Origin of the sequence: Mucilaginibacter pineti (assembly GCF_900101875.1) — a bacterium.
Classification (GTDB): domain Bacteria; phylum Bacteroidota; class Bacteroidia; order Sphingobacteriales; family Sphingobacteriaceae; genus Mucilaginibacter; species Mucilaginibacter pineti.
Genome location: NZ_FNAI01000018.1, coordinates 15,165 through 41,444, shown reverse-complemented (window position 1 = coordinate 41,444; position 26,280 = coordinate 15,165). Strand labels below are relative to the sequence as shown.

The 26,280-nt window shown below is 41.4% G+C and carries 28 protein-coding genes; 15 read left to right on the top strand and 13 right to left on the bottom strand.

The features are described from left to right. Positions 1 to 21 precede the first annotated feature (21 nt). From BLS59_RS26915 to BLS59_RS26905, 3 genes are read left to right on the top strand one after another with little or no spacing between them, the layout of a single operon-like run. Positions 22 to 939 (top strand): hypothetical protein, encoded by a 918-nt coding sequence (locus BLS59_RS26915; protein WP_091155458.1) that lies wholly within the window; start codon positions 22 to 24, stop codon positions 937 to 939. Between the two features lie 39 nt (positions 940 to 978). After that, complete coding sequence (locus BLS59_RS26910; RefSeq protein WP_205411364.1) at positions 979 to 1,254, top strand: hypothetical protein; 276 nt, start codon at positions 979 to 981, stop codon at positions 1,252 to 1,254. Positions 1,255 to 1,290: 36 nt separating this feature from the next. Further along, entirely contained in the window at positions 1,291 to 1,563 is a 273-nt protein-coding gene (locus BLS59_RS26905) for a helix-turn-helix domain-containing protein (RefSeq protein WP_091155452.1), read from the top strand. On the opposite strand, the gene BLS59_RS31875 is transcribed toward BLS59_RS26905, so the two are convergent. Continuing rightward, positions 1,538 to 1,900: a hypothetical protein gene (locus BLS59_RS31875; protein ID WP_205411363.1), complete on the bottom strand. Its 363-nt coding sequence runs from the start codon at positions 1,898 to 1,900 to the stop codon at positions 1,538 to 1,540. The genes BLS59_RS26905 and BLS59_RS31875 overlap by 26 nt on opposite strands. 212 nt (positions 1,901 to 2,112) lie before the next feature. Between BLS59_RS31875 and BLS59_RS31870 the strand changes: the two genes are divergently transcribed. Next, a complete protein-coding gene (locus BLS59_RS31870) occupies positions 2,113 to 2,289 on the top strand; it encodes a hypothetical protein (RefSeq protein WP_162842785.1) in 177 nt (58 codons plus the stop codon). Positions 2,290 to 2,328: 39 nt separating this feature from the next. Then, the gene (locus BLS59_RS32100) at positions 2,329 to 2,478 is read left to right on the top strand and encodes a hypothetical protein (protein WP_205411362.1); all 150 of its coding nucleotides are present in this window, start codon (positions 2,329 to 2,331) and stop codon (positions 2,476 to 2,478) included. Between the two features lie 135 nt (positions 2,479 to 2,613). On the opposite strand, the gene BLS59_RS26895 is transcribed toward BLS59_RS32100, so the two are convergent. From BLS59_RS26895 to BLS59_RS26860, 8 genes are all read right to left on the bottom strand, one after another. Continuing rightward, positions 2,614 to 3,231, bottom strand: a complete 618-nt coding sequence (locus BLS59_RS26895) for a dual OB domain-containing protein (RefSeq protein ID WP_091155445.1) — start codon at positions 3,229 to 3,231, stop codon at positions 2,614 to 2,616. A gap of 2 nt (positions 3,232 to 3,233) precedes the next feature. Further along, positions 3,234 to 3,716 (bottom strand): DUF488 domain-containing protein, encoded by a 483-nt coding sequence (locus BLS59_RS26890; RefSeq protein WP_091155441.1) that lies wholly within the window; start codon positions 3,714 to 3,716, stop codon positions 3,234 to 3,236. A gap of 1 nt (position 3,717) precedes the next feature. After that, positions 3,718 to 4,272: a DUF488 domain-containing protein gene (locus BLS59_RS26885; protein ID WP_091155438.1), complete on the bottom strand. Its 555-nt coding sequence runs from the start codon at positions 4,270 to 4,272 to the stop codon at positions 3,718 to 3,720. A gap of 63 nt (positions 4,273 to 4,335) precedes the next feature. Further along, positions 4,336 to 5,070: a DUF5131 family protein gene (locus BLS59_RS26880; RefSeq protein WP_091155435.1), complete on the bottom strand. Its 735-nt coding sequence runs from the start codon at positions 5,068 to 5,070 to the stop codon at positions 4,336 to 4,338. After that, a complete protein-coding gene (tcmP, locus tag BLS59_RS26875; RefSeq protein WP_091155432.1) occupies positions 5,071 to 6,204 on the bottom strand; it encodes a three-Cys-motif partner protein TcmP in 1,134 nt (377 codons plus the stop codon). 116 nt (positions 6,205 to 6,320) lie between these two features. Then, positions 6,321 to 7,163 (bottom strand): ImmA/IrrE family metallo-endopeptidase, encoded by an 843-nt coding sequence (locus BLS59_RS26870; RefSeq protein ID WP_091155428.1) that lies wholly within the window; start codon positions 7,161 to 7,163, stop codon positions 6,321 to 6,323. Beyond that, positions 7,138 to 7,503, bottom strand: coding sequence for a hypothetical protein (locus BLS59_RS26865; protein WP_091155425.1), 366 nt, complete (start codon positions 7,501 to 7,503; stop codon positions 7,138 to 7,140). Before BLS59_RS26865 ends, BLS59_RS26870 begins: the two co-directional genes overlap by 26 nt. A 5-nt stretch (positions 7,504 to 7,508) precedes the next feature. Next, a complete protein-coding gene (locus BLS59_RS26860) occupies positions 7,509 to 8,177 on the bottom strand; it encodes an RNA polymerase sigma factor (RefSeq protein ID WP_091155422.1) in 669 nt (222 codons plus the stop codon). Between the two features lie 106 nt (positions 8,178 to 8,283). On the opposite strand from BLS59_RS26860, the gene BLS59_RS26855 reads away from it, so the two are divergent. From BLS59_RS26855 to BLS59_RS26845, 3 genes are read left to right on the top strand one after another with little or no spacing between them, the layout of a single operon-like run. Continuing rightward, positions 8,284 to 8,694, top strand: coding sequence for a multiubiquitin domain-containing protein (locus BLS59_RS26855; RefSeq protein WP_091155419.1), 411 nt, complete (start codon positions 8,284 to 8,286; stop codon positions 8,692 to 8,694). After that, complete coding sequence (locus tag BLS59_RS26850) at positions 8,669 to 9,853, top strand: ThiF family adenylyltransferase (RefSeq protein ID WP_091155417.1); 1,185 nt, start codon at positions 8,669 to 8,671, stop codon at positions 9,851 to 9,853. Before BLS59_RS26855 ends, BLS59_RS26850 begins: the two co-directional genes overlap by 26 nt. After that, positions 9,816 to 10,226, top strand: a complete 411-nt coding sequence (locus BLS59_RS26845) for a ubiquitination-like system serine protease family protein (RefSeq protein ID WP_205411361.1) — start codon at positions 9,816 to 9,818, stop codon at positions 10,224 to 10,226. Before BLS59_RS26850 ends, BLS59_RS26845 begins: the two co-directional genes overlap by 38 nt. Positions 10,227 to 10,539: 313 nt before the next feature. Here the strand turns inward: BLS59_RS26845 and BLS59_RS26840 are convergent, their stop codons facing one another. The 3 genes from BLS59_RS26840 to BLS59_RS26830 all read right to left on the bottom strand — a co-directional run bounded on the left by BLS59_RS26840 (position 10,540) and on the right by BLS59_RS26830 (position 14,895). After that, positions 10,540 to 11,850 (bottom strand): site-specific integrase, encoded by a 1,311-nt coding sequence (locus BLS59_RS26840; protein ID WP_091155410.1) that lies wholly within the window; start codon positions 11,848 to 11,850, stop codon positions 10,540 to 10,542. 435 nt (positions 11,851 to 12,285) lie between these two features. Beyond that, a complete protein-coding gene (locus BLS59_RS31865; RefSeq protein WP_162842784.1) occupies positions 12,286 to 12,447 on the bottom strand; it encodes a hypothetical protein in 162 nt (53 codons plus the stop codon). A gap of 42 nt (positions 12,448 to 12,489) precedes the next feature. Beyond that, a complete protein-coding gene (locus BLS59_RS26830) occupies positions 12,490 to 14,895 on the bottom strand; it encodes a CHASE3 domain-containing protein (RefSeq protein ID WP_091155402.1) in 2,406 nt (801 codons plus the stop codon). A 411-nt stretch (positions 14,896 to 15,306) separates the two neighbouring features. Between BLS59_RS26830 and BLS59_RS26825 the strand changes: the two genes are divergently transcribed. Then, entirely contained in the window at positions 15,307 to 18,390 is a 3,084-nt protein-coding gene (locus BLS59_RS26825) for an ATP-binding protein (RefSeq protein ID WP_205411360.1), read from the top strand. 1,177 nt (positions 18,391 to 19,567) lie between these two features. Here BLS59_RS26825 and BLS59_RS26820 read toward each other — a convergent pair. Further along, entirely contained in the window at positions 19,568 to 20,140 is a 573-nt protein-coding gene (locus BLS59_RS26820; protein ID WP_091155395.1) for an RNA polymerase sigma factor, read from the bottom strand. A 164-nt stretch (positions 20,141 to 20,304) separates the two neighbouring features. Between BLS59_RS26820 and BLS59_RS26815 the strand changes: the two genes are divergently transcribed. The 6 genes from BLS59_RS26815 (at position 20,305) to BLS59_RS26790 (ending at position 26,098) form a co-directional block, all read left to right on the top strand. Then, positions 20,305 to 20,901 (top strand): cupin domain-containing protein, encoded by a 597-nt coding sequence (locus BLS59_RS26815; protein WP_091155392.1) that lies wholly within the window; start codon positions 20,305 to 20,307, stop codon positions 20,899 to 20,901. 668 nt (positions 20,902 to 21,569) lie between these two features. Further along, positions 21,570 to 21,815: a hypothetical protein gene (locus BLS59_RS26810; protein ID WP_091155388.1), complete on the top strand. Its 246-nt coding sequence runs from the start codon at positions 21,570 to 21,572 to the stop codon at positions 21,813 to 21,815. Positions 21,816 to 21,918: 103 nt separating this feature from the next. Beyond that, positions 21,919 to 22,164 carry a hypothetical protein gene (locus tag BLS59_RS26805; protein ID WP_091155384.1) on the top strand — a complete coding sequence of 82 codons (246 nt, stop codon included), beginning with the start codon at positions 21,919 to 21,921 and terminating at the stop codon, positions 22,162 to 22,164. Between the two features lie 74 nt (positions 22,165 to 22,238). Further along, complete coding sequence (locus BLS59_RS26800; RefSeq protein ID WP_091155381.1) at positions 22,239 to 22,472, top strand: hypothetical protein; 234 nt, start codon at positions 22,239 to 22,241, stop codon at positions 22,470 to 22,472. A 122-nt stretch (positions 22,473 to 22,594) separates the two neighbouring features. Next, a complete protein-coding gene (locus BLS59_RS26795; RefSeq protein WP_091155378.1) occupies positions 22,595 to 23,791 on the top strand; it encodes an HlyD family secretion protein in 1,197 nt (398 codons plus the stop codon). 3 nt (positions 23,792 to 23,794) lie between these two features. Then, positions 23,795 to 26,098 (top strand): peptidase domain-containing ABC transporter, encoded by a 2,304-nt coding sequence (locus BLS59_RS26790; RefSeq protein ID WP_317039795.1) that lies wholly within the window; start codon positions 23,795 to 23,797, stop codon positions 26,096 to 26,098. Positions 26,099 to 26,280: the final 182 nt, after the last annotated feature.

Below are 26,280 nucleotides of genomic sequence, written 5' to 3'. Positions count from 1 at the left end.
ACCATTAAAAATTCAATTGCTATGGAAATTAACATGAAAAATTATGATTACCTGAAAAACCAGGCCATGTTCCTGGGCTTCGGGGAGGAACCTGCTAAAGCTATCCAAGAAGGGATGGCAAAAGGTAAGGACGAGTTTACCGTGCCGCATCAAATTAAATACGGGCAGGACGAATTAAACAATACCCTGCATTTTGGTAAATCCAATGGCGGGGACTTGTATTTCTTTAAAAAGTTCGATCTGGAACTGAAACAGCCGGGCGCGGAAGAATCCTTGAAACAAACCTATTTCGTTGGGAAGGAAAATAACTATACGCTGAAAGAGCGGTATAATATGCTGGATTCCCGCGCCGTGTATAAGGAATTAAATAAACTGATACCTGTAGGTGAAGGCGAAGACAGGAAGTTTAAAGCTACGGATGAAACCTATACGGCCTGGCGCGCGCTGGACTTTAAGAAAACAGATGAGCGCGGTAATTTTTTACCAAAGATGATGTTCTGGAACCATGAAAAGGAAATCAAAAACTATCCGATCAAAGAACTGGAAGATATTTACGACTACCGCCGTTTGCTGGCCTCATTAGAAAAAGGCAATGTTACCAGAGTGACCATCATTAAAGATGACCAGGAAATTAAGGGAACAATGGCCGCAAACCCCCGCCAGACTGGTTTTGATTTCTACGACAGCAACAACCAACGCCTGGAAGTTAAGAAGATCGAAGTACAAAAGGCGCAAAAACAGGAACAGGGCGAAAATCAAAACACCAGTCTTGACCAGAAAGCAGACGGGGCCAAAGTGGTTCCATTACAAAATAACCAGGCTAATGATCAGCCGGGGCAGTCGGCCGGTAAAGAACAAACGAGTCAGGATCAAAATAAGACTCAAAAAAACGAGCAGAACGACAAACCGGCCAGACGTCAACGTATGCGCATGTCCTAACGGGCATGAATAAGTAAACGCAGTTTAGGAATGGAGGGGATGAAACCATTAACGGATTTTTTCACTGCGATTGAAAAGGATGCGCGCATAGGTACTACGCATATCGGTATCTATGCCGCATTACTTCAATACTGGCAGCAGAACGAGTGTGCAAACCCGCTAAGCGCCTTTAGCTACGAGATCATGCGGATCGCAAAAATTTCCGCACAGGCTACGTATCACAGGTGCATTAAGGATTTGCATTCATTCGGCTATATCCGCTATGAACCCTCCTTTAAACGCAACAGCCGAAGCAAGGTGTACCTGCGGGTTTAGCGGCACATCCTTTTTTAATTATTAAGTGAGGTAGTGATGAGTGTAGAGGTAATAACAAAAGAAGATTTGCAGGCATTCCGTAATGACCTGCTTAACGATATTAAATCCTTATTGGGTAAAAAAATTGAAGCGCCCAAAGAATGGTTAAAAGCCGCAGAAGTCAGGAAGCTGTTAAAAATTTCGGCAGGCACTTTATTGACGCTGCGGGCAACAGGTAAGCTACAATATTCCAAGATCGGCGGTACTTATTATTACCGCTACCAGGATATTCAAAGCACTTTAGTTAACGGAAACAAGGGCCATGAATAACGATGTTTTCTTTAGCAAGCTGTTCGGGATCATGGCTGGTGATGAGCGTATTAATGTATGGCACTTTGCTATATATATGAGCCTGTTCCAAAGATGGTTGGCGAATGGCCGGGTAAATCCCGTGTCGATTTCCCGCAGAGAAATTATGCGCCAAACGCATATCCGAAGTATCGTAACCTACCATAAATGTATCCGCCAATTGCGGGATTTTGGCTACATCATTTATGAGCCGTCTTATAATCCCTTTATTGGAAGTTGTATAAGGTTGTTGATCTTTGGTAATAAATGATGTTTGCAGTAGTACTTTCGTTGAAATATTGAACTTGAAATTTGTCAAAATATGGTTCGTACTAACTGCCCGAAATTTAGCATCATACAGAGATAATAAATAGTTATCATTTATTGATAGCAGAGTATCTATCAATTTTATTAAAAGAAGCTAACTGACTATCTTTAAGTGTGGAAAATGAAAACATACCTGAAGTAGTTATTAATCAGTGAATATGGTTTTAGCAACGAAACCCAACAACTGGAAACCACAAAGGCACATTGTTTGGTGCATATAATGCGATCACCGGACATTTCCAGAATGTGATGCACCACAAGAATGATGAGGCGAAATTGAAATCCATCCTGTTTGTCAATGGCTTTAACAAAACACAGGCGGCATTTAAACTTTGCCGAGCTTTTGCCAAACATGGCAGGGCTACGTTTGAAATGAACTGATATTTAACCGGAGGAGAAATCCCCCGTAATTTTTAAAAAATGAGCTTTGTAGTGATGGAAACACACGGAGGCCCGGCATACACTGTTATTGTGACGGATGAAAACGGGGTTAATAAAACCTTAGACAGCATAGAGGAAGCGGAACAAGAAGCGGATGACTGTCAGGACGGGATTGTTATAGAATTATAATTAAAGGGCGATGGCCCTTTTTTGATGCCCGGACTACTTTTCTTTAGCAAAGAAAAGTAGCAAAAGAAAAATGAATATTACGATTAATACTTACTTGGTTTTGCAATAAATAAAACCTTTTTCTCGTTTTCAGTCTTATAAATACCAGCCCGATAATTGAGCGTAGCACCGTTCTTCGATTTCTATATCCTCCGGTTTCCACCATCTTGCTAAAGATACTCGTAGTAATGTTCCGCGCAAAATTAATGGCAGGGCCGTCTGAAGCCCAACATAACTTAATTTTTTTGGCGGATAAAATGGATTCGGATTTTGAAAGGTATAGTGTTTGCCGTCAGCATCTAAAGATAAATCCCAGGCAGACCTAAAAAAGCCAACACTTTTATCCGGTACACCAGTTCGATTGCAAACATACCCGCTTCCGTTGCCTGTCCATTGGATTAGGCTGTCAAACAATACATTAGGTGGGCCATCCCATATTTCCGGTGCAATTGAATCGGTTAACGTTGTTAGTAAATTTTTTTCATTACCTAGGAGTAGTCCTTTTGAGACCATTACATCTTCTAAATGAGGCTCGACAAGTCCAGCTTTCTTATCAAACGTTAGATTCCAAATTTCACCGACATTATAAGGACAGTCGCTGGGTTGATTATGGCCATTTATATCTAAAAGCCGTATTCCAGTGCCATCATAAAGCAATCCTCCTACACAAACTCCTTTTACCATGCGTGTTTTAGAAACTATCAGTGTTTTCATAATTAGAGGTCCTTAATAGCATCCTGATTATAAAGTTGTAATAACTTACTTGCTACTAAAGATCGGTGGCAAGCTTTTGCTTTTTCCTCAACGCAGAATAATACGACACGTTGAGATCCCAATGCTTGGAAATGTGCAAACAATTGCTGGAAATCAAATTTATCTAAAATTAGACCATTATAAGAACTGGCAAACGCTTCGCCCAATTCTTGCCGTTGAGTTTTTAATTCATTTTTCTTCTGATCGATAGCCTTCTGAATACTTCTTATTTCGGCGGTGGGAGCCAATTCTTTTACATAAACATATTTAATACCGAGCGTCCTTAACTTGTCTTGTAATCGCGTACTATTTACAAACGCATATTTGGCACCGCGTACCGCACGCCTTTGCCTAATATCGCAAAACGTATCAATGTTATTGTCGATAAGTTTATTGAAAAATACCTGCTCGATGGTGTTGAAGACACCTATTGTAAAAAAATCCATTTTATTGATAAGCTTTTCGAGATGTTAGACCAGTAGGGTTACCGAACAAATCAGTAGTATTAAGACCCTTAGTGACTTCATTAATTACTGTCGCTTGATCTTTAAGATTTCCATTCTCATCTATATGTTCAATTTCAATTTTCTCAGCATGCAAAAAGGAGCCGATCAATTTACTTCTATGGCAATCAGATGGTTTCCCCTCACTACACATTAGTGCGACTTTAATTTTTTTTGAATAGGCTGTTTTTAACCGGTCAATTCCTTCTAAAAAAAACTTTCTAGTTTTGATCACATCATAATCTACTTTCCCTTCTTCGTCATAACATGATAAATCTCTGGGCCTACCGCCTAAAGAGTCGCCCATAAAAACATACTTAATCTTATTTTCCTTAAGCTTAATATCTAGATTTTCTTTATTGAAAGGAGGATTCATTTTTGAATAGGGGGATGTTCTAACATCAATAAGAAACTTAATTTCATACCGTACCAATAATTCTAAAAATTTTTCAAAATCTCTAGAGCCATAACCGATCGTATAAAGTACTTTCCCTGCCATAACCAAAGATAATATTTTCGATATCAAAAATGACTTAAATCGCCGTCCCTTAGATCAAATTAACTATTGAAAATCTCTTCCTAATTCAACGATTTCTGGCATTTCATCATAAGTCCTGCCGTTTAAGATCCTACCAGCAGCTTTTTTATTTTTACCGCCCCATTGTTTAAAAAAGAATGCGACGCCCGCCTTTGCGCATTGATCTTGGATTTCCAAAACCCAATCAACCTTCATTGGACGCGGTCGATGTCCACTTTCCCCACCCACAATCGCCCAATCAATTTTTTTAAGATTCATGTTTGGAATAGGACCAATAAGAGGCTCCAAAGAAAGGAATTTCACTTTAGCAGAAGTCTTTCTCAAACAGTCAATCCTCCCAATTAACTCATAATTTTCGACGGAAACCCCCATCCATATATTATGCGTCCATTTCAATTTTTTGTGCATTGAAAACAACCTTTCAGCCCTCTTAGTAAGTACTTGAAAAACATGTTGGGGATTATCATTCATAACACTAAAAACAGCTTTTATGTATTCTTCAGGAATGTCTTCGTGAAATAAATCACTCATAGAATTAACGAACACAACCTTAGAAGTTTTCCAGGTGTAAGGAATATTTAGTGAAGCAGGATGGGGTTTTACTACCCTAAAATCATACTGGTATTTTTCTTGTCCCATGCCTCGAAGGCGTTTAGACATAACTTCTGCATAACAAAACTTACAACCTGCTGAGATTTTTGTACACCCGACAGTAGGGTTCCATGTCATTTCCGTCCACTCAATCGATGATGTCGCCATTTATTTTATATTTAAGATACAGGTTTCCGATATAATAACGGAATATTTATGATTTACAGTATCAGTGAATCTCGCATCCGCCATTCCCTCGACGATCATATAACGAAGTGTATCGGTGTAATGTGACCAGCTGAATTTCGAGTCTTTCTGATGGTCTTCGTACAACGCTTTCGCCGTCCATTGCTGGCCTTTATAGCGTTCGGCTATTAGTCGTGACAATGCTTTGATATTCTCATTTCCAAAATCTAGCCCAGTGGTAGAGTCCGTTTTTTTTGCGTCAAATGTATAATTGCCGTCCCTATCAAGGGTAGCACCAATATTATCATAGCTATGATATACATTTTTTACGAGTTCATATCCTCGTTCATTCTTGGTAAAATGTATTATGTAATGACTTGTCGCAGTGCTATCTTCTTCTTGAAAACGAAAGGCACAATGATAAAGTTTATTACTGCCAACTGCGCTAACAAATTCGCCAGCCAGGTTGGCGATAATTAACTTCAATCGATCCTGAACCGACGATGCAGAATATTGCCTTTCCTTCCTCAATTTCTCTATCGATGTGGGAAAAAGTGCTTTCATCATTTCATCAAATTTACCTACTGCAATAGCTTGATTTATCCTTTTAATATTAACAAAAAGAAAAAGCTCATTTCCCCAATTTTGAAGAAATTTCGCTAAAATAAGTGTGTCTATTCCCTTGTAACCAAAGGGGTCAAAAAACAACAAAGTTGGATTAGGATTATTTCGTTTTGGTTCCCGGTTTAAAAAAGCCTTAATCGAGTCATCCTCGCCAACGGATCGATCGCCGAATCTTGGCTTGAATTTAAAAGTGTCGTCTGGAAATAGCGCTTTGAAGTTCTTCTCTAATTCTTTTGCGTAATTCTTGTCGTTGAAAATCAGGTGTGCTTTTTCACAAAGTAAAGGGTCTTCGGCACAAAGTTGGGCCAACAATAACGGAGTTGAATGTTTTTGATCTTCATATTTACCCGGACCTGCAAATAAATCCAAGTAGCGCACTGAATTTTGTTGCTTTTTCAACAATATCCTGCAATATTGAGGAAAGTATTCGGCGACAATATTCGCCTTAACTTCAGACGAAAGTGTCTGCTCTTTGAAAAAATCGTCGTCCATGCGATATGATTTAGGTTTGCCAGCAATAAGGATTTACTAAACTACTAAATAAGTATTGTATTGATACTTAATTAGTAACATAATTTATTTAAAAAACGGGTAAGGATGCCTCATATTCATCTCATACCTTTCTCCCTTTTCCATATTACGCTCATTACTGAAGTTTCAGATAAGTAATAGCATTTTTCGAAAAGCTGCTCATCTTTACTAATATTGAAGTCTTTGAACCAGTCATCAGGCCAAAGCAATTGTTTCTCAAGGTATTTTTTACCGATATTAAAATATTCCCCAGCAGCGGTTGTCGGCGGAACAGGTGCCCCTTTTTTTGGCAGATATTTGTATTTAAAATCCTTTGAGGGCATTTTCCAATCAATCAGCCCATTTATCACCTTAATAATTAGCATAGGAAATAAGTTGAGTTCGAAATACCTAAAGATCACCGAAGATATGCTTGTTTCAAAGTATTTCGCGAGGTCTTCAAACAATTTGGGATCAAGAGGGCGCCTGAAACACTGTTTTCTAAATAACTTTTCAGGCATTAATAGGCAAGATGCGAAATAGTCGGCCTCGCGCTCTACCGGGTTTTTTGCTACAAGACCATTAAACGATGGGTGGGATGGGGTTTTGCCACTCTTTAATGCATTTCGATGTTCATCAATAAAATAATGTCCAAGTTCATGGGCGAAAGTATATCGAATACGCGGATTGTTTTCACCACGGAGACGATTTAAATTAATGTATATATGGAAGCGTCCTGAATGGTGTTCGAGTAGTCCGTCAAAACTATCCTTGTAATTGTTATATGAAAATGTGATGCCTTGCTCTTTGGCGATTAATTCCGGATGTATAATGCTCCCATTGTAAAAGCGCAGTGCGATTGCCTCAGCCAACTCTGCTATTTCTGCTTTCCGATATGCTAATAGTCGGTCTTCGCTAATCTTTACTATTCCTTCGCTCATCTTCCGCGGCCTTTCTGTCTTTTTTCATTTGTGAATCGACGTCTTCCTCTATTGAGCCGCCCTCTCTTGCTGCTTGTGCTAAATTTGCGTCGATCTCATCATCTCTTGAAGTATTGAAATCTGCGGTAACAGACAAAAAGCCATCTTTAAGGATTGTTAGCGGGTTATCGAAATCTGCAGGTGCGACACATTTTGCTTTTTTGAAATTGTCCAATAGCCGCTCGATATCTTCTTCATTTTCAGGGAAAGCGTAACCAGCTTTTTTCAACGATTCATATAATGAATGATCAAATTCAGGATCTTCCCTCTCGTTAATATTGTCGTTATTGATAGGATACATGAGGTTTACTGTTTGTAGTTGGTTTCCAGGAATGTTTTAACTATTCTATTGGTGCGGGAAATAATAGTGCGTATGTTATCCCGCGACGTATTATAACGAACTGAAAGATCATCAAGCACATCGTCAGGTAGATTTTTCGCTTGTGATTTCTCTCCCTTTTCATAAAACACCCAATATGTTCTCAAAATATCTCGATCTCTTTCTTTTGGAATTTGCGCATATGCTTTTTCAATCAGGTCTTCCGAATAAGAATATTGGGGTTTTCCCAGGGAAGACTTTACCATTGTTTTGAAGGCAGACCGTTCCGCATCTCTTTTTTCAGGTTTTTTGAATTGCGCTTTATATTCATTCCTGGCTATTGTTGCTAACCAACTTAATATAGATTTTTTTACCTTTTCTGGGTCGGTTTGCCCCTCACAGGTGAATGTATGACAGTATTGATAAACGTTCAACATAACGTTATTGAAAATCACCTTGGTCAGTTCTCTACTATTGGGATGTGATGAACAAACTCCGCCGACCATGTAATAAAGCAGGTCCTTATATCTTCGGTGAAACTCTGAAAACGCACTATTACAAGCATTCTCATCATCTTTCATTGACATGATTACCAGCAAGTCTTCATCCGTTTCGGAAATCATTGGTAAAGGGGTATCCCTTTTTATTATCTCCATTATAATTAGGTTTCTACTAATATAAGAAAAGACCGTGACAAATGAACTTGTCACGGTTCATACTTAATTATTGTGACGGGGCAAATAACAAACCCCATTTGAGATCATGGAAAATAAAGAGCAATGCAATGATGAAAACTTCAAGGAGGAGTTGGCACACTTAAAGGAAGAAATTCAACACGAGAAGTCTGAAATTGAATTTGAAGAAAAGCAGATTCAGCACGAAAAAAAGGAAATTGAATACCTGGAAGAAAAAGCTGAGGAACTGGAGCACAGCCGTTGTGATTTTACAATCATAGTCAATGCTGAGGAAAAGGATTATCACGAGCGGGAAATCAGTTTTAAAAAGGTTATTGAATTGGCTTTTGGTTCGATGATAGAAAATGGCACCAAAGCATATACCGTAACTTATAAAAAGGGCCCGAAAGAAAATCCTGAAGGCTCCATGATCAGCGGGCAAGTTGTTAAAGTTCAAGATAAAATGAGATTCAATGCCACACAAACTAATAAATCCTAACCCCGATTTAAGGCAATTATGGGATGAGGGTTATGAGATTGAGATAGTAGATGCGTTTCTAATGATACACCATATTCCGTATTTAGCCAATGAGTTAACGGTTAAATACGGAACTCTGGTCTCAACGTTAGACTTGGCAGGAGACCTAACCGTTCGGCCTGGTACTCACGTGACAACCTTTATTGGAGAAACCCCACATCATCGGGATGGGCGGGCCATCAATGCGATCATTATTGGTACCGCCCCTCAAAAATTGCATGACAAAATCACAATCAATCTTACTTTTTCGAGTAAGCCAGATGTCGGTTATTATGATGATTATTTTCAAAAGATGGTTACCTACATAAATATTCTAAGCTCGGAGGCAAAAGCAATAGATCCGTGGGCGAATGAGAAAACCTATAAAGTCATCGAAACCGAAGACGAGTATTCGGTCTTTAACTATTATGATACAAATTCGTCTCGTGCTGAAATATCACCGATTAGTGACAAACTGAAAAATTTGAAAGTTGTGATTATTGGGGGCGGGGGTACTGGCGCGTATATACTTGATTTCATTGCAAAAACCCCGGTGGTGCAGATCGATATTTATGACAGCGATGTGTTTTTACAACATAATGCATTTCGCGCCCCTGGTGCGCCTTCAATAGCGCAATTGAGAGAACGCCTTCCAAAGGTTGAATATCTCGCTGGTATCTATCGAAATATGCATAGTAATATTGTTCCGCATGCCTATAGCATAACAGAGGAAAACGTTGGCGAACTTACCGGTAAAAGCTTCGTTTTCATTTCTATCGATGATAGCAAGGCAAAAGAGCCAATCATCGATTTTTTGGAATCAAATCAGATACCGTTTATTGATGTCGGTATTGGGGTGCAAATTGTACGTGACCAATTGATCGGCGTTGTTAGAACTACTACCAGCACAGAAAATAAAAGGGATCACGTAAGAACTAATAATCGTATATCATTTGTGGACGATAACAATAATGACTACGCCAAAAACATTCAAATCGCAGAGTTAAATGCAATCAATGCGAGCTTTGCCATTATTAAATGGAAGAAAATTTTCGGGGTATATCACGATGCGGAAAAAGAGAATCACACAACTTATACCATAAATGAAAGCCAGTTACTCAATGAAGACCATGAAGCTTAATTTCGTAGAATTGATGCCAAAGGAGATCGAAGACGGTGTTCTTTATATTTCTATGGAATATGCCACCGCTATACATCGATGTGCTTGTGGATGTGGTAGTAAAGTTGTTACGCCATTATCTCCAAAAGATTGGAAACTTAATTTCAATGGCGAATCAATTTCTCTATCCCCATCAATAGGTAATTGGAACTTCGATTGCAAATCGCACTATTGGATTGTTAACAATAACATTAAATGGGATGTGAGTTGGTCAGATGAGATTACAGCTACTAAACCAATTTTTAATAAATTAAAAGACAAATCGACCCACAAAAGAAAGCAACGGATTTCATTATCATCACTCTTGCGAAAATTAGTTACGTTTCATTTTTGATCCTGTGGATTTATTTGATTTTATGGTTCATGCTAGGTCGGAAATTAGGGCCAATCGATTTAATTATTAAAAATATGATTCGACATGCTCGAATTATTGAACTAAACATTTTCTCCTATCAATAAAGGATAACTGAACATTATCTAAAGTCGCTAAATAATTCCATAGTCAGATAATGTATATCGACAAAGAATTAAAAAATGAGGTCACCTTTGCAACCTCCATTTTTTATTCATCATCGGGCTTGTAGCCGATCCTTTTTCTTAGTCCGAGTCGCGCCCTTTTATAAATCTGTTTAGAATGCGTTTATTAGTTATGAAACAACGAACACGTAATTATATTTAGGCAACGGCGAAGACTGCTTAACTGGTTCTAGTTGTAGTTCAGTATATTGTTTTGCAGGTTGAGGGGCGATAACTGCATATTTTTCGCGTAAAGAAGCCATATCTGCACTAATTTTAATATGGAGTATTTTCGCATAATGCTGGGTTTGCTTGATAGTGCTATGGCCGAGCATCTTAGATACGGTTTCTATCGGCACACCATTGCTCAGGGTAATCGTAGTGGCGAACGTATGCCTTGCCAGGTGGAAGGTTAATACCTTTTTGATACCGCATAAATCCGCGATCTCCTTCAGGTAGGCATTCATTTTCTGGTTGGTCAATACTGGTAATACCCTGTCCTGATTGACGCATTTTGGATGATGGGCATATTTTCCCAGTAATTGTAGTGCTACCGGCAACAAGGGGATCGAGCAGGGTGCATCCGTTTTCTGACGGGGTGTGAATATCCATTGTTCACCATCTACACCTTTTTCGATCTCGGAGCGCTTCAATTTTTTTACATCCGCATAAGCCAACCCTGTATAGCAACTGAATACAAAAATATCGCGGACATGGTTCAGACGGTCGTTTTCAAAATCTTTACTGATCATAGCTTCCAGTTCCCATTCTGATATCGGTTCACGGATGACTGTCTTTTTGGTCATCTTAAAATTGGCGAACGGATCGCCGGGCAACCACTTGTTCTTCACGCAGATCAGCACGATCTTTTTGAAGTTCGACAGGTACTTCATGGTCGTGTTGTGATTACAGTTCCTTACCGTTTTTAACCAGAAAGCATATTGTTCGATGAAGAAGTGATCCAGTTTGCGGATGTACAGATCATCGGCCAGATATTGCCACTGTATAAACGCTTTAGTGTGTTCGTAAGAAGTGATGTAGCGTTCCAGTGTACCATCGGCATAATCCTTGCCTACCAGGGCTTCCATTTGCCGGTTATGATCGGCAAACACTTCCAGGATCATTTTACGGGCATCCTTGCCGGTTACCAAATCCCGCAGGGCTTCTGCGGTTATCAGTTCGTCGTCTTCGATCAGTTTTTTCCGGGCCTGAAATACCTTATTTTCCAGTGTACCCAGGAAAAAATTTAATTCCTGCGCATCGGGCTTGGTGCCACTGACGCGCCCGTTTTCCTGATCCCAGCGGTTCTCCCACCACTGTTTTTTGGTTGACACCTCTACGGGATGGCCATCAACGGTAATGCGTAAATAAATATACTTTTTACTCCCCCCGGTTTTTGACTGCTTTAAAAAGTAAAGCAATGCAAAGCTTTTTTCCAACATAACGACAAAATTTAAATAGTGAATAAATGTCGATATGCAATTACCGGAAATCAAGATGTTCATCTCGTGTACAACTTGATAATCAATGAGTTATGCTGTCAATCGTGGCATTTTTTTTTAAAATAGTTTTTGCCACGATTTTGCCACACAATTTTGTGTTTTTTTTGTGTTTTTTTGTGCAGTTGATGAAATAACAAAAGCCAGTAAACTATTGATTTACAGGCTTTTGTTCGTTTTTGATGATACTCGGTGCGGAGAGGGAGGGAACAAAGATGATTATCTTGCTCTCTCTAAATCAGTGCTTTATATATCTTATATCTTGCCAGGTCACCGAATAGGTCACCTAAAAAATAGTTCAATTTTCGCTAATGCTTATGATATAAATATCGGTATTTTTTCGCAAAAAATGAAATGGATATCGAATTTAATAACAACTCATCTAATATGATTAAGCTGTTGCCCGCGAAGTAGTTGATTTTGATCAAGGCTGCCAGCCGCAAAGCGGCCGCGATTCCGGGGAACCTGTGCGATGAGGCTTTTTGTAAGAAACTGGTGGTTGCTGGCACAAGCCTTGGGCTTGTTTTCGTTCGTGTTCATGGTCATCGCTTTTTTTAAAAAAAAGCAGTTTAGCCATTGGTTTTACGGAGTTTTTTGAAGCCAATTGAACGCTGTTTCCTGGTCGCCAAAGAACGCTACTTGAACCGCATCATATTTTGATGGCAGGCTTACGTTAGCGGCAATACGGCTGAAAGTGCTCGGTGAGTAAATCCAGGCAAATTTTTTCAGCCCCGCTTCGGCCATGGCCGGGAACCAAACCTCCGCGCCCCAGTCCGATGCCTCCGACCAGTTACCTTTGACCAGCGTATTGTCGTTAATCACCTTGCTGCAATTATTCTTTTGCATCAGTTCCTGCAAAATTGTACAGCCTTTGACCACCGAATCATAGTTCTGATAACCCGTCCACTCCACGTCCATGTATTGCCCATCCGGTCGGTAGTGCATATTAATAAAGTTACCTTCATAGGAGCTTTGCCCGTCGCCTGCGATATCTGTAAACTCCTGTTTACCGCTCAGTGGCAGCAGGAAAGAAAAGGTCGAGCCTTCGCCCGGCTTGCTCTCAATCCAAAAACTGCCGCCGTGGCGCTTGACGATCTCGGCGGAAATGAACAGGCCCAAACCCAGGCCCTGGAAACGCGCCGATGAATTATCCACCCGGTAGAAACGGTCGAACAGCCCTTTTAAGTGTTCCTCGGGAATGCCGATACCGAAGTCCTGTATGGAGACGATGATGTTGCGCTCATCCAGCTCGCAACGAACGATGACCTTCTTACCGTCCGGTGAATATTTGATGGCGTTGTTCAGCAGGTTGACCACGACCTGTTCGATTCGGTGCTGGTCGCCCTGGTAATCGATGGTACAGTTGGTGACGAAATCCAGCTGATGGTCTTTCGTTTCCTGCATCGCTTCGACCACATCGCTGAGCATCTGGTTAAACTCAAACGCTGTTTTGTTATAGACCATCTTGCCTGCGTTGATCTTGGAGACATCCAGCAGGTCTTCGATCAAACGACCCAACCGGTCCAATTGACGTTCTGCTTTGCCGATAAAGCCGCCGATTTTTGACTGCCCGTCAATTTCCCGCTTGGTGAGCTGAAAGAAGGCTTTGATGGTGGTGAGCGGCGTTTTCAACTCATGGCTGGCAATGCTCAGGAATTCGTCTTTTTTGTATTCGTTTGTTTTTTGCTGGTGAATGTTGGTATTGGTGCCCACCCATAACACGGGTTTGCCATTTTCTACCAGTGGCAGGGCGCGCGCCAAATGCCAGTAATATTCACCATCGGCGAATTTCAACCTAAATTCGGTCAGGTATTCTTTGCCGCTTCCAAGTGCACGCACCCAGCGCTCAACCGCTAAGGGCAGATCTTCGGGATGGACTACCTCCTGCCAACCCGCGCCGACAATAATGTCCCCAGGCTTGCCGAAATCTTCACTTGTTACGTCGTTGACATAATCCAGCGCGCCTTCAGTCGTCGCTGTCCACACCTGTTGTGGCATGGCGTTGAGCAGGAACCGGAAACGCTCGTGGCTGTCGTTCAAGCGTTCGTTAGCGGCGTACAGCTCTTCATTTGTGGTCGTGATCTCTTCATTACTGGCCGCCAGCTCCTCGTTGATGGACATCAGCTCTTCGTTCAGGGCCTGCGTTTCTTCTTCACTGGCTGCGAGTTCCTGCGTGCGTTCGGCGACCTTTTGTTCCAGGCCCTCGTTAACCAGGACAAGTTCTTCGCGGGCTTCGCTCAATTCTTCGTTAATGGCCGTCAGTTCTTCATTGGCAGCATTGATCTCTTCGTTGGCTGCGGTTAATTCTTCATTCAATGCAGCGGTTTCTTCTTTTTCCTCGGCTAGTTCTTCATACAACTTGTCTTTCTCGGCGATATCCTTCAGGACGCGGAAATAAGAAACGACAGCAATGAAAAGGGCGAATATGATGCCGGCAAGAATTAAAATGGGTGCCAGACCTGTGTAACGTTCCAATTGTGCACTGCGGGTATTGAGCAGCCGGCGCTCGTCGTCTTCGGCCTTTGATACTGCGCTACGCAGTTGATCCATAGCTTGTTTGCCTTCGTCAAGGTCTGATTCGCTGATGGTTTGTCCTGCGGTGTGTTTTTCGATTAGGACCTGCAGAATGGCGATTCGCTGGGTAATGATCCCGCGGATCTTTTGCAGATTTTTTTGTTGTATCGGGTTGTCACCAGTGATCTTCTTTGTCGAGTCGGCTAATAAGAGTGCTTGTTGAGCGGCGCCACGATAGGGATCTAAAAACTGGTCTTTGCCGGTAAGCAGGTAACCACGCTGGCCGGTTTCCGCGTCTTTCATGTGCGAAATGGTTTGTTCCAGCAGGCGTATAACATCCGTACTATGTCTTACCTCACGGGTGCTAGCGAGCATTTCATTGAGCGTAAACCAAGAAAAAAGACCGGTTAAGAGCAGGATAAATATCGAAAAACCATAGCCTGCTCGCAGGTTACGGTTAAAGCGTCTGTTCATAAAATCTTCAATTTTACAGGAAACGCCGAATATAAACAAAATGAGGACGAGATACCTAAGGGATTCCTGCCTACCCCCTGTTTTATACTCAAACTAATAATTATCTTTACTGCTATAAGCAACTTTCCAATAAAGTTACTTTCTATTACAAACATGAATTTATTGAATACTGAAAGTACTGAACAGTTTTTGTCTGGTGGGGGTGAAATGGGCAAACTCATTAGAACAATGGATTGGTCAAAAACAGCTTTGGGACCTGTCGAGACCTGGCCACAAAGTTTGAGAACGTCGGTCAGCCTTTGCCTGTCATCAACGTTTCCTATACTCATCGCTTGGGGGCCTGAAACCATACAGATATACAACGACAGCTACCGTCCCATATGTGGCGCAAAGCATCCCGAATCAATGGGTATGAATTTTCGCATTTGCTGGGAAACCGCCTTGGTTGTTGTTGGTGATGCGTTTACACGAGGGCAGCAGGGGGAAGGCACTTATATAAATGACCAGCGCATGTTCCTTGACCGCTACGGATATTTGGAGGAAGCCTGGATGACGTTCTCGTTCGCACCAATACGTGATGAATCAGGCGGAGTTGGCGGTATTTTTCACCCGATCACGGAGACCACAGTAAAGATGCTGAGCGCAAGGCGAACCAAGGAATTGAGAGACCTGGGAGAAGCCATAGGAAAAGTGAAATCCCTCAGCGACATAGGGCGTGTTACTACTGAACTTTATCAGGATTATGTGCTGGATATTCCATTTCTAATGATCTATCAGATTGATCATCAGGACGGCAAAGCCAAATTGATCAGCAACTCAGGTTTGCCAGCCGGTTCGGTAATGGTTCCGTTAACAATGGATTTCCGTAATACTCAAAACAATGTATCCTGGCCTGTAACTGCTATGATCAGTTCAGGCGAAATTCAAGAAGTGGCAGATCTAAGAGATATTTTTGGCACATTCGATTGTGAGCCTTATGATATTAGTCCATTAACTGCGATGCTCATACCTCTGCGCTTAAGCGGGCAGGAAGAATTATTTGGTTTTATCATAGCAGGTGTGAGTGCCTGCCGCGCATTAGATACCGACTACCGTAACTTTTATAACCTTTTAAGCAATACCTACAATACAGCGATCTCAAATGTTTACGCCTATGAGCAGGAGCAAAAACGCGCGGAGGCTTTAGCAGCTATTGACCGCTCTAAGACCGCATTTTTCAGTAACGTAAGTCATGAATTCAGGACCCCGCTAACGCTGATGCTTGGTCCGTTAGAAGACTTGTTAGCGAAAGCAGAATTGGATATGAACAGCCGTTCATCTGTGGAGGCAACCCACCGAAATGCTTTAAGGCTGTTAAAACTGGTAAATAACTTATTAGACTACAGCCGGGTTGAAGCAGGCCGCGCACAGGCTGCTTATCAGCGCATTGATATGTGTGAGTTAACCACCGATCTGACCAGCAGTTTCCGCTCCATCATCGAAAAAGCAGGAATGGAATTAATGGTTGATTGCCAGCCTGCCAAAGACGAGGTTTATGTCGACCGGCAAATGTGGGAAAAGATCGTTCTCAACTTATTGTCTAACGCTTTCAAATATACATTGGAAGGCACTATCAGCGTTACCCTTGCGCAGGAAGGACGTGCCGTTATACTAAGGGTTTCCGATACAGGTGTTGGGATTCCTGAAAAAGAATTACCGCATATGTTTGAGCGTTTCCACCGTGTGGAGAATTCAGCCGGAAGAACACACGAAGGTACAGGTATCGGACTTTCTTTGGTGCATGAATTAGTAAACTTGCATGGAGGAAAAATTGATATCGCAAGTATTGAAGGTGCCGGGAGTACGTTTACGGTACAAATCCCGGTAGGTAAACAACACTTACCTAAGGAGAATGTGATCGATACGGCCAAAGATACGGACTCAACTGCATTAAAGGGGGCGTTCATACAAGAGGCCTATAGCTTGCTGCAAGATGAAAATAAACGAATTGTTCATGAAGAGATCATTACCGAAACAGGTGATATTTCGGGTCACAAGGATGTTTCAAAAGATAAAAAAACGAACGTTTTAATTGTGGACGATAATGGCGACATGCGCGGCTACCTGAAACGTTTACTAGAACCCTATTTTACTATTACCGCCGCTGTAAACGGTGCTGAGGCGCTGGATATTATTAATACATCAAAACAAGACCTGGTATTGAGCGATGTGATGATGCCGGTGATGGATGGTAAAACGATGATCAAAATATTGCGTGCTGATCCGGCCACTATAAGACTTCCTGTTATCTTTCTTTCTGCACGTGCTGGCGAAGAGGCCCGAATTGATGGTTTAGAGGCCGGAGCCGATGACTATCTGGTAAAACCGTTTTCGGCAGCGGAGTTGCTCACCAAAGTACGCGCACAGATCAAGATCACCAAAGTACGGGAAGAAGCAAATCTCGAACTTGAAAAAGCTAATGACACACTTGAGCTGGCCATGGATACAGCAGGGATGGGTATTTGGCGAACTGAATGGGGAACAGACGAATTACTGGTTTCGGATCGTGCACGGCACATTCATGCGATACCCTTAGGTATAACGCTATCTTTTAATGAAACCCTTGAACTGGTAGTGCCTGAACATAGAGAACGCCTTCAAGTAGCAATTGGGAATGCAGTGTATAACAAAGGCGGGTTTAATGAGAATTATCAGATTCAACCATTGGATGGCGGTAAGCGAAAATGGCTGAATACAACCGGCAAGGTCGAGCTTGATGAAAAGGGGGAAGTAAAATCGGTTATAGGGACTATTCTGGATATTACCGAAAGCAAGGAAGATGAGATCAGGAAAAGTGATTTTATAGGCATGGTTAGTCATGAATTAAAAACCCCTTTGACTTCGCTAAATGGATATGCACAATTATTGCAAATGAACGCCCGTAAAAAGGATGATAATTTTGCTAAGGAAAAGCTGGAAAAGATGACTAACCAGTTTAAAAAGATGACCACATTAATTAACGGTTTTCTTAATGTCTCAAGACTGGAGTCCGGTAAAATTCAGTTAAACAAAAACGCCTTTGACATTAACACCCTTATTGAGGAAATGATCGAGGAAACGGAATTACATATGACTTTACACCGCATAGCATTTCATCCTGGGCTCAACGTTGAATTAACCGCCGACCGTGATAAAATTGGCTCGGTTCTGTCTAATCTTCTTGGTAACGCGATCAAGTATTCACCTGACGGCACACCGATAGTAGTTTCGACCGAAATAGATAATAACGAATTTACGGTATCTATAAAAGATGAGGGATTCGGTATCAAACAGGCAGATCAGGAAAAATTATTTGACCGGTATTATAGAGTAGCTAACTACCAAAACATATCAGGGTTTGGGATTGGACTTTACTTAAGTGCGGAAATTATAGAAAGTCATTACGGTAAGATATGGGTGGAGAGCGAACTTGGTAAAGGATCAACGTTCAAATTTTCACTGCCTAAAGCCAGATAATTTGAAGATTTATATTAGGTAAATTAAAGAAAAAGTGAATGTAGGCTTAGCTTTCCCAAGGGCAACGATAAACAAAGTATTTTCTAAAAGGTGGTATTTTTACGTAAGAATCGATTATTACAATTGATGTTTACCATAAAACGCCTTCAACTTTAGAAATGCAATGACTTTTTCGTCCTCTGTAACATATTATATTAAAGGAAGTTGTCGACGAAACTTGAAAATCCTACCTTTATAGTTTGCGTGTTATTGTTTTCGTTGACTTGTATAGAAAAATATCAAAACCTCTCATTTAAACTGGACGAAACCGCTCGAAATGTGCGCTCACTTTACAAATTTTTGAGGGGTGATAAAGGCTACCTAAACGCGAGGCAATGTGCACAATATTTTGAATCATTCGAACACTACATTTCACTACGAAATGAATTTGATCAGCTTACAAAACGATTATACTTACATGAGATTCGCCTGCGGGATCAGTTTGAAGATTTTAATTAATATCTTTTTCGTTATTTAATGCTGAGATCAGACGGTTTGCATATGTTAAATTACAACGAAGCCACACTAAAAGAACTTCAAGATCAGTCAGCCCGATCGAACAAAAGCATAATGGCATTCGCTGCGTTCCGTCATTGTCAAAACGTCCCTTTATTTCTGTCTTGCTAATGTTCAATTAGCCATAGGCGATAAAAGCTTATTACCTTTATTTGGGTGCTTGACTCATCAATGGCGATCAAATGAGACATATTCAAAAGCTATAGTGAAGAATGCGAAAGTTTTCACTGTAGGCGTTGCGCTCTTTGTTCAGAAAATAATATTAGTGTCATTTGCATAGTTAATTTTCGATTGTAATTGATTATCCCATTGTTTGAACTGTTATAAGCAGAGAAAAATCGCATGCACTCACTAGGCTGAAGCGTCCGCTTTAAAACAACTACCCGGCAAACTGATTTAAACCGGACACAACAAATCAGCTTCGTTTACTTACTGTCGGTGCCAATTTTATCTGCACTCCTGAGTTTTAGCCATTTGGACTCGTAGTCGTATTGGCTATCCTGGCTAATCAACACCGTCCTGGCAGACGCTGCAATTTACCACCTGCTGAAATCCCGGCAATCGGGCAATTCACTTTTTACTGCTAAAGCACCATAATCTTTGTTCGATTTATATCATATATTCAAGACGCCAATTTTAGCATAGCAATATCTTTCTGAAGATACATTTTTAGAAGTTTAATGCTGTTAGCGATTCGGGTTTTCACTGTTCCAAGGGGAATATTTAAATTTTCGGCAACTTCGACGTGTGTATACCCTTTTATATAAATTAGGTACATAACTTTTGCATCAATTTTCCGCAATTGATTAAGGAATTTTCCGATGTCGCATAGGTCTGTATTTATAATTTCATGGTGATTTCTTTCAAAATAGCTTGCTGATGATTGCATATTATCACTCAATACCAGGTATTGATAATGTTTTTTGCGAAGTTCATCGAAACATAAATTGCGGGCAATATTTATCATCCAGGTATAAAGCCTGCCTTTTTGTTGGTCATATTGATGAAATGAATCCCATATTTTGATGAACGTTTGCTGCAAAATATCTTCAGCTACCGTACGAGACTTGACAATACGATTTATATTATAGAAAAGCGTGTGCGAGTATTTATCATAAAGTATTTTAGCGCCTCTCGCGCTTTTATTCTTTATAGCAAGAATTAATTCTGATTCCAATAAAATTTCAGGCAGCATATCACTTTGTATATCAATGTTACGCTGCTAAAATAGTGCCATGCGAAATCATGAGCGGTAATAAAGGTTGAAATAGAGATGTTGGTTGTAGGGAATTGTTTTCGTCGCACTTTGACAGACAAGATATTGCGTAAATTTGCACAGTGTCGCGGATTAACCAGAATATGATGAACGCAAAAAAGTATATCGAGACCGGAAATTTGGAACAATATTGTTTAGAATTTTTCAATACTGTAATGCAGCAAGAGATTGCAACTTTGTCATTAACAAATCCGGAAATTAAGCAGGAGCTAAATGAGATTGAAGTTGCCTTGGAGCAGTTCGCGGAAAACCAGGCCATAAAACCAAAAGATAGCCTAAAGGAGAAAATATTTGCCTCTTTAGGCTTTCTGTCTGAAGAAAGGCTGGATATTGATAACTTACCTTTAACCCATAAACATTCCGATTATGCAGCCTGGCTGAAAGTAGTAGAACACCTCCTTCCCGCCGAGCCGTTTGACGATTTTTTTATGAATGAGCTTCGTCAGGACAACGGGGTCGCTCAAATGCTTATTATCACCAGAATGGATGTGCCGGAAGAGACCCACGAGGATATCGCTGAAAGTTTTTTCATACTGAAAGGTCAGTGTTCCTGCACCGTCGGCGAGGATGTATTTATATTAAATGAAGGAGATTATCTTGATATACCACTATGTAAAGAGCATGATGTAAAGATTCTTTCCCCTTATGTCATAGCCATTGTACAGCATCAGTCAGCTTAACGAATCAGTTTACAATAAGTCTGTGACCTTAAGTATCTACACCTTCAAACTGGCGTGATTGTCCCGCGTGGTCGAAAGCCAGATGCCATTATGTGGTGGGTTAGTGCCGGTCTTAAGGGAGATCACCACAATCTTTTAATCGAAATAAATATAATAACATGCCGATTGCCGGTTTGACAACCGAGGATGCCGTCAGGGAATCCAGCAGATAATCAAATAGCATGGTGTTCTTCTATCGTTAAAGATAATTATTTGTTTTTCGTGTCTGTTACAACAATATATAGCCCTTATTTCTGAACAAAGTCGTTTCGAATGATCGAAATCGTTTGCCAAATGCCAAATGAAAGAAGGCAATTGTTCCTTTAGGATGACAACCTCACTCGTTTTAGCTATGAACTTTTTTGTGCGCCTTTAGAAGATTCAGGTCATTGTTTAGAACCTTGTAATTTCTTTTTTGACTGTAAATCAATAGGATAACCTTTCCGGGCCATCATACACTACGTAAATGATGTGACGGTAGTTTGCTACCTCAAGTTATAATATATTCGTTTTAGTTGTTAGAAATTAACTACAAATTAATCTGTTTGGCATAGTTGCTGTAACATTCTCAGCACAAGGGAACGCTGAAAACCTTTAACAGAGTAAGCAAAATTTAATATACAGAAACCATGAAAATGCAAGAATTAAACAACGCCGAATTACAGGAAGTGAACGGCGGGTCTATTTTTGGAGGTAATGATTCTTCTTCATCAAGCAACAGCGGATTAATTGGAAATCTGGGAATTGGTAATTTGTTATCATTCAGCAGTACCAGCAAAGACGGTGACGAAAGCCACTCCACTTCCTTCTCCTTAGGAAACGGCATAACATCAAGCCTGGGCGGTATTTTTAACCAGCTATCAAGCCAGTCATAAGGCGGGCAGAAGAGGATAGAATGGCGTAAGCTGTTCTGTAAATTAAAAGGGAACGCTGAAAACCTTTAACAGAGTAGGCAAACATTTTTAAATACAAGAAACCATGAAAATGCAAGAATTAAACAACGCTGAGTTACTGGAAGTAAACGGCGGATCAATTTTTGGAGGTAATGATTCTTCATCATCAAGTGAAAGCGGTTTATTAGGCAACTTAGGTATCGGTAATTTATTATCGTTCCAAAGCGCAAGCCGGGACGGCGATGAAAGTAGCGCCTCTGCCTTTTCTTTAGGCAACGGCATTACGTCAAGCCTTGGCGGCTTATTCGGCCAAAAATCACAAAGTGCGTAATTTAAAAATTAAACACCAGGGCGCGGGTACTCATACTACCCGCGCTTTATTATTTAAACTAAAATAATAACGACATGAGAACTGATGTAAATACCCCGGGACTTTGTGTGTTAAACGCAGATGAACTGAAAAATATAAATGGTGGCACCACCGAGGGTGCCAGCATGACGCTGACCAGCGGTGCAGACTCTTTGCTTTCGATCGAATTTAAATGGCAGCATGGCGGGCACTTACGTGATTATAAACTCTCTGTAGGAAATAATATCGATTTTAATTTAAATGCCTACGGAAACGGCACTAAGGCATAAGCTATATCGCTTTAACATACAAAGGGATGGCTTGGCTATCCCTTTTTTGTTTAAGAGATTTTGGGCAGTTTAAAACACTTTGCAGATTTTTTAATTTACTATTTACCGAATACCTAAATAGGATGGACAATAAGGATAAAGTTTTTCCGGCGGAGTTTCTGTCACTTACGGCAGAGTATCATTTCCGTAAGTATGATCCGCAAACCAATATCATTTATAAAATGGTTATAGGTTTTGTGTTGCTGGCGTTGGTCGCAATTTTTTTTGTTAAGGTGAATATCAACGTTAAAAGCTTGGGAACGATCAAGTCCACCACCGAGCACAACGAAATTAAAGCGCTGGTGGCCGGCAGGATAGACACCATGTTGCTGACCGAGAATATGCATGTCAAAAAAGGGCAGGTACTGGTTACCCTAACTGCTGCGGCCATTAATCAACAGGACCTGGCCGCGCGTACTCAACAAATAGAGTTTGATGCGCAACTGGCGGACCTGCAGGTGCTTTCGGATATTGCTAAAACCCGTAACTGGAATTCGAACCCGCAGCTAAAATCATCGTTGTATGGCCAACAATGGGTATTATTGAAACAACAGGCGCGCGATGCTTCGGCAAAACTGGCCGCCGCCACCCGTAACGAGCAAAGATATAATTACTTGTACCGGAACCACGTGCTCTCCGCCGCAGAATACGATGAGCAGCACCTCATTTACCAGAATGCACAAAGCGGGTTGCAACTCATCTATGATGGACAAGGCAGTAAATGGCAGGCAGAATTAAATACCCTTAAAGCGCAAATGCGCAGCCTGCAATCAGAAGGGAAATCTATAGAGGAACAAAAGGATTATTATACCCTGCGTGCGCCGGTAAGCGGCACCGTGCAGAATGTAAAAGGCGTACAGCCGGGCAGTGTGATTGCCTCGAACGAAGTGATCGCGGAGATCTCGCCCGAAACAGGCATGATCGCCGAAGTTTATGTCTTACCAAAAGATATCGGTTTGATTCGGCCGGATATCAAAGTAAACTTCCAGGTTGACGCTTTTAATTATAACCAGTGGGGCCTGCTTACGGGTAAAGTGCTCAGTGTTAGTAATGATATATTTACCGATAACGGGCAGCAGCCATATTTTAAAGTGCGCTGTCTGCTCGATCAAAGTTATTTAAAATTAGAAAATGGTTATGTGGGCCGCATCAAAAAAGGTATGACCCTACAGGCTAATTTCTATGTCACAAGGCGTACGCTGTTCCAATTACTGTACGATAAGACCAGCGACTGGCTAAACCCCGGGCGCCTTTCACCAAAAACAACAGCACAATTATAGGCCATGGCAAAATTCGACCGATTTGTAGACAATATCGAAGCCTGGTACAATACTATCGCCCGCCGCATCGAAAAATCTGTACTTTACAAAAAGTGGGGGGCTGCCACGTCGGATAAGCGCATGAGAAGGCGGATCCAAATCCAGCAACACGATATCATGGATTGCGGGGCTGCCTGTCTGGCCTCCATAGCTGCTTATTATAATTTGAACATGCCCATTGCCCGCATCCGGCAAATGGCCTCTACCGATAAAAAGGGGACTAACCTGCTCGGGCTGATCGAAGCATCCGGGCAGTTAGGGTTTTCAGCTAAAGGCGTCAAGGGTGACTTTGATAACCTGTTCGAGATCCCGGTGCCCACCATCGCGCACGTGTTATTGCCAAACCATTTGCAACATTACGTGGTCATTTATAAAGTAACGGATACGTTTGTAGAGGTGATGGATCCAGGCGATGGCCTGTTGCACGAGATCCCGCACGATGCGTTTAAAAAGATCTGGACCGGCGTTTTAGTATTGCTTGCACCAAACGAAGCTTTTATTGCCGGCGACAAAAAAGTCTCTGTTGAAAAACGCTTCTGGCAGTTGCTGAAACCACATAAAGGCATGCTTCTGCAGGTACTGCTCGGAGCAATTGTGTATACGATATTGGGACTTTCTACGGCGATATTCTTGCAGAAGATCGTGGATAACGTCCTTCCCGAAGATAATCGGAACTTGTTAAATCTGATGGGCGTGGTCATGGTTGTCATCATATTCCTGCAGGTTTTTATTAATCATGCCCGCACCATTATTACCCTTAAAACGGGCCAGCAGATCGATGCACGTTTAATATTGGGTTATTATAAGCACTTATTGCGCCTCCCGCAGCAGTTCTTTGACAGTATGCGAGTGGGGGAAATCATTTCGCGGATAAACGATGCGGTCAAGATCCGCTCATTTATCAATGAAGTGCTTGTTATGTTTGCGGTAAACATTTTCATTCTTATCTTTTCCTTCGCGCTAATGTTCACCTATTACTGGAAACTGGCGCTGATAATGCTGGTGATCGTCCCGATCTTCGCTTTCATTTATAAATTATCAGACAGGCTGAACAGGACTACTCAGCGTAAACTGATGGAGAACGCTGCCGACCTGCAAACGCAATTGGTGGAATCTGTTAACGCGATCTCGACCATCAAGCGTTTCGGGCTGGAAGAATTTGCCAACTTTAAAACCGAGACACGTTTTATTAATATGTTGAAAACGGTATTCCGCTCGGCAACAAACTCTTTATGGGTAGGCAATCTCAGCAGTTTTACGTCGACTACTTTTACTGTGATCCTGCTATGGTCTGGTTCGGCATTTGTGCTGGATAAGATCATTACGCCGGGTGAACTGCTTTCATTTTATTCGATCATAGGTTATTTTATGGGGCCGGTAGCCAGCCTGATCGGTATGAACAAAACGCTGCAGGACGCGCGCATTGCAGCGGACAGGTTATTCGAAATTATGGATATGGAGCAGGAACCGGTTGAGAACCGTGCCGACTTGACACCGGATATGGTTGGAAACGTCAAATTCAAAAATGTACATTTTCGCTACGGTACGCGGAATAATGTATTCGAAGGACTCGACCTTCAGATTGCCAAAGGGGCAATTACAGCAATCGTTGGCGAAAGCGGATCGGGCAAAACAACATTGCTATCGCTGATGCAGAATATTTACGAGCTACAGTCGGGGTCCATATTTATAGGCGAATATGATATCAAATACATTACCAATGAAAGCCTTAGAAGGATGGTAAGTGTAGTACCGCAGGACGTTCACCTTTTTGCGGGCAATGTAACTGAAAATATTGCAGTAGGTGATCCGGAACCGGATATGAAACGCGTAATAAAAATTTGCGCCGATTTGGAGATCACCGATTTTATCGAGCGCCTGCCAAATGGTTTTAACACATTTTTAGGAGAGAATGGCACCAATTTATCGGGCGGACAGCGGCAGCGGCTGGCGATTGCCCGGGCGCTTTATCGTAACCCGGAGATCCTGATATTGGATGAAGCGACCTCATCACTTGATTCGGAATCCGAATCACATGTACAAAATGCGGTGAATTTATTGCGCGAACAGCAAAAAACGATCATCATCATCGCTCACCGATTGAGTACTGTCATGAATGCCGATAAGATTATCGTTCTGCAAACCGGGAAACTTATGGAAGAGGGCACCCATCATGAACTAATGAAAACCCAGGGCCAGTATTATAAAATGTGGCAAAAGCAGTTCCCCTCTGAGGCAAACATCACGGAGAACAATAACCGACTTTAATCGATTTGATTTTCGGAGATTGGGTACCGATAAATCGTGATAGGAGCGGGAGGGACTTTAACTGGATTTGCTACTTGTTGTATTACTGAGGGTTAAATACCCACTTTACTTACAAATCCCTAATAGGTCACCAGGTTGATTTGAAATAGGAGCTAGAAGATAGGAGTTAGCGATAAGATGGA